The sequence below is a fragment of the Streptomyces boncukensis genome, from assembly GCF_011045075.1.
GTDB lineage: Bacteria > Actinomycetota > Actinomycetes > Streptomycetales > Streptomycetaceae > Streptomyces > Streptomyces boncukensis.
Window position 1 is genome coordinate 1 of sequence record NZ_JAAKZZ010000601.1, and the last position, 4005, is coordinate 4005.

General features: G+C 73.9%; 3 protein-coding genes and 1 pseudogene. 3 read left to right on the forward strand and 1 reads right to left on the reverse strand.

Annotation, left to right across the window (positions count from 1 at the left end; genetic code table 11):
* Positions 1-192 precede the first annotated feature (192 nt).
* Positions 193-1119 (forward strand): alpha/beta fold hydrolase, encoded by a 927-nt coding sequence (locus G5C65_RS32770; RefSeq protein WP_165302709.1) that lies wholly within the window; start codon positions 193-195, stop codon positions 1117-1119.
* Positions 1120-1188: 69 nt separating this feature from the next.
* Here G5C65_RS32770 and G5C65_RS32775 read toward each other — a convergent pair whose 3' ends face one another.
* A complete protein-coding gene (locus G5C65_RS32775; protein WP_165302707.1) occupies positions 1189-1860 on the reverse strand; it encodes a bifunctional DNA primase/polymerase in 672 nt (223 codons plus the stop codon).
* A gap of 222 nt (positions 1861-2082) precedes the next feature.
* On the opposite strand from G5C65_RS32775, the gene G5C65_RS32780 reads away from it, so the two are divergent.
* Together G5C65_RS32780 and G5C65_RS32785 are read left to right on the forward strand one after the other, a co-directional pair.
* Positions 2083-3471 (forward strand): NsdA family TPR-like regulatory protein, encoded by a 1389-nt coding sequence (locus G5C65_RS32780; protein WP_165302708.1) that lies wholly within the window; start codon positions 2083-2085, stop codon positions 3469-3471.
* A gap of 242 nt (positions 3472-3713) precedes the next feature.
* A pseudogene (locus tag G5C65_RS32785) lies at positions 3714-4005 on the forward strand (hypothetical protein); the annotation flags it as partial.

Below are 4005 nucleotides of genomic sequence, written 5' to 3' on the forward strand. Positions count from 1 at the left end.
CCCCCGAAGCGACCCGGAGCCCCGAGCTCTCAGGGTCGGCCCCCCTCCCGGTTCCTGTCTCCCCGTGGCGGCGTGGGGCAACCCTGGTGTGTTGTCACTCGATGGTGGGGTGTTGGCGGGGATACCAGACTGTTCGAATAAGGGTTCGATAGCGTGATGCGCGGGTCAGAGGGAGTGGGGGTGCCACGACGCATGGTGCGACGGATCAACGTGACGGGAGCGGATGGAATCCGGCTGGCCGCCTGGGAGTTCGCCGACCCGCCCAAGGGAACCCAGGAAGGCGCACCGGACGCAGCCGACACAGCGGGCGCAGCGGACACAGCCGACTCGCCGGCGGGCCGCACCCCGCCGGGCGTCCTGCTGCTGCACGGGCTGATGGGCCGCGCCTCGCACTGGGCGCAGGCGGCGCGCTGGCTCTCCGCGCGCTACCGCGCCATAGCCCTCGACCAGCGCGGGCACGGCCGCAGCGACAAGCCGGCCGAGGGCCCGTACGACCGCGAGGCGTATGTCGCGGACGCCGAGGCCGCCATCGAGCAGCTGGGCCTCGCCCCCGTCGCGCTGGTCGGCCACTCCATGGGCGCGCTCACCGCCTGGCAGCTCGCCGCCAAGCGGCCCGACCTGGTGCAGGCCCTGGTGATCTGCGACATGCGCGCCTCCGCGCTCGGCGAGCAGTCGCAGAGCGAGTGGGAGAGCTGGTTCAAGTCGTGGCCCGTGCCCTTCGCGACGCTCGGTGACGTCCGCCGGTGGTTCGGCGAGGACGACCCGCTCCTGGAGCGCACGAACCCGTCGCGGGGCGAGTTCTTCGTCGAGGTGATGGCCGAGCGCGCCGACGGCTGGCGGCCGGTCTTCTCCCCGCGCCAGATGCTGCGCGCCCGCGAGACCTGGGTGCACGACGCGCACTGGGACGAGCTGGCGCAGGTGCGCTGCCCCACGCTCGTCGTCCGCGGCATCGACGGCGAGCTGGGCCGCGCCGAGGCCCAGGAGATGGTCCGGGTGCTGCCGCGCGGGATCTACGCCGAGGTGCCGGACGCGGGCCACCTGGTGCACTACGACCAGCCGGACGACTGGCGGCGCGTCATCGAGCCCTTCCTGCAGGCCGCGCTCCCCTCCGGGGGGTGAGCAGCCCGTGCCGGGCAGGGGCGGCCCCTGCCCGGCACCGGACGTCACCGGGGGAGCGGAACCCGTCCGTCACACCACGCGGCTGCAGGCGTACGCCAGGGTGGGCACGACCTCTTCCGCGTCCGGCAGCCAGCGGTTGGCCGCCGTCGGCCGCCGGGCCCACTGCACCGAGCCCCGGGTGCCCAGCCGGGTGGGCGGCGCCGCCACCCAGTCCCCCTCGCCGCGCGCCGTGAGGTCCAGCGCGCTGGGGGACCAGCCCAGCCTGCGTACGAGATCCGGGACCTTCGCCGTCGCCCCGGGCAGGACGAAGAACAGCATCCGCCCGTCGGGCACGCAGGTGACGGGGCCGAGCGACAGCTCCATGCGCTCCAGTCGGGCCAGCGCCAGACAGCCCGCCGACTCCGGTACGTCCAGCGCGTCGAACGTGCGCCCGGTGGGCAGCAGTACGGACGCACGGGGCTCCTGGCTCCACAGCCGGCGTGCCGTGGTCGCGCTGCCGGTCGCCTCCCGGGACCAGCCGGAGCGGAGGGGGTGCGCGCCGGGCGCACCGCAGTCCGCGGCGCCACAGGCGCAGCGGGGCACGCCGTCGACGGCCTCCAGCCAGGTGCCGGGGAAGACGTCCCAGTGGCGCTCCTCGGTGTAGCGCACGGCGTGTTCGAGTGGGGGTTCTGTCCGCTGGCGGGGAATGTATGTGCTCGTCGTAACTCCAGCTGTGACTCCGATGGTCGTATCCACGTTCATCACAACTCCCCTTGTCGGTATGGGTTACGGGGCGTCCAGCGGTGGCACGCCGCGCTCGGAAGGGCGCATGGGTGCAAGTGCGGGGGCGCGTACACAACCCGTGGCTGTGGGTGGGTAGCCCCTCCTTGGTGCGATGTGCCGTGAAGGGAGGGGTTTTTCGGAATCACGGGCATATGCGCCGGGAAGTGATCACCTGTAGCCGTCACCCGAGGGGGAACCCATATGGCCAGGCCGCTCGTAGCGAGGCAGCCGAACGAACGGCTGCAAGCTCTCATCCAGGAGGCAGCCTGTTCCAATGCCGGACTGGCCCGCCGCGTGAACATGTGCGGTGCCGAGCACGGTCTCGACCTGCGTTACGACAAGACCTCGGTCGCCCGCTGGCTGCGCGGCCAGCAGCCGCGCGGGCGCGCGCCCGGCATCATCGCCGAGGCGCTCGGCCGCAAGCTGGGGCGCACGGTCACGATCGACGAGATCGGGATGGCGAACGGCAAGCACCTGGCCTCCGGCGTGGGCCTGCAGTTCGCCCCCACCGTGCTCGGCGCCGTCGAGCAGGTCTGCGAGCTGTGGCGCAGCGACGTCGGCCGCCGCGACTTCCTCACCGGCTCGACGGTCGCGGCCTCCGCCCTCGTCGAGCCCAGCCGCGACTGGCTGATCACGGCGCCCGACAGCCAGGTGGCCCGCTCCTCGGGCTCCCATGTCGGCATGCCGGACGTGCAGGCCGTGCGCGCCATGACCGAGGCGCTCTCCGCCCTCGACCACCGGTACGGCAGCGGCCATATCCGCCCCGTCGTCGTCCACTACCTCAACAGCGTCATCTCCGGCCTGCTCGCGGGCTCGTACCGGGAGTCGGTCGGCCGGCTGCTGTTCTCGGCCGTCGCCCGGCTCACCGAACTCGCGGGCTATATGGCCGTGGACACCGGGCAGCACGGGCTGGCGCAGCGGTACTACATCCAGTCGCTGCGGCTGACGCAGGCGGCGGGCGACCGCGCGTTCGGCGGCTACGTACTCGCCGCCGGCATGAGCCACCTCGCCGCCTCGCTCGGAAACCCGCGCGAGATCGCGCAGTTGGCGCGCGCCGCGCAGGAGGGGTCGCGGGGGCGGGTGACTCCGCGCGCGGAGTCGATGTTCCACGCCGCCGAGGCCCGCGGGCACGCGCTGATGGGCGACGGGCGGGCGAGCCAGGTGTCGGTCTCGCAGGCGCTGCACGCCATGGACCGCGCCGACGCGGACGCGGACTCCGGGGACGACCCGGCGTGGATCGCGCACTTCGACCGCGCCTACCTCGCCGACGAACTCGCGCACTGCCACCGCGACCTGGGACAGGGCGAGGCGGCGGCAGCGGCGGCCGAGGAGGCCCTGGACGGACACCCGGAGAGCCGCGCCCGGCGGCGCGCGATCGGGCTGTTCCTGCTCGCCGGCGCCCAGGTGCAGCAGCGCGAGGTGGAACGCGCCTGCCAGACGGGCGGGGAGGCGGCGGAAGTGCTCAGCGGCCTCCGCTCCGACCGGGGCACGGAGTATCTGGACGACTTCCGCCAGCGCCTGGAACCCTTCGCTGAGGAAACGGTCGTGCGCGAGTTCACGGCCCGCCTGGAGCTGAGCCAGGCCGCGTAGCGGGTGTCCGGCGGACCGTGCCGGGGGCCGGCTGCCCCTGCTGGTGCGTCGCGGGGCGCGGGCGTGTGTGGCTGGTCGCTCGCGCCCCTGACGGGGCGCCCATGGCGGGCCGGGGAGTTGTGCCCGGTGCCGGCCGTCTGATGTGGCGTTCCTCTCGTCCTCCGGCGGTTTGGGCGCCCCCTCATGTCACCCGGTAGCGTGACCCGACGATTCCGGTGGAGCAACGCGAACGAGGAGTCTCGGTGACAACGCAGAACGGACGCGGACAGGACGGTGCCCCCGGTTCTCCGGGGGACGCGGAACTGCCCGCGGCCACGACCCCGTACGAGGGGGTCGTGCTCCCGGCGCACGGTGACCAGTGGGCTCCCCAGCCGCAGCACACCCAGCCGCCCGCGGGACAGCCCTGGGGCCAGCCGTGGGGGCCGGGCTCGGAGGCGGCCCTCCAGGCGGGCGAGCGCCCCGCGTCCCCCGAGCTCTCGGCCCCGTACGAGCAGGGGGCGCCCCCGCCGCAGCCGCTCCCGCCCTGTCTGTTAC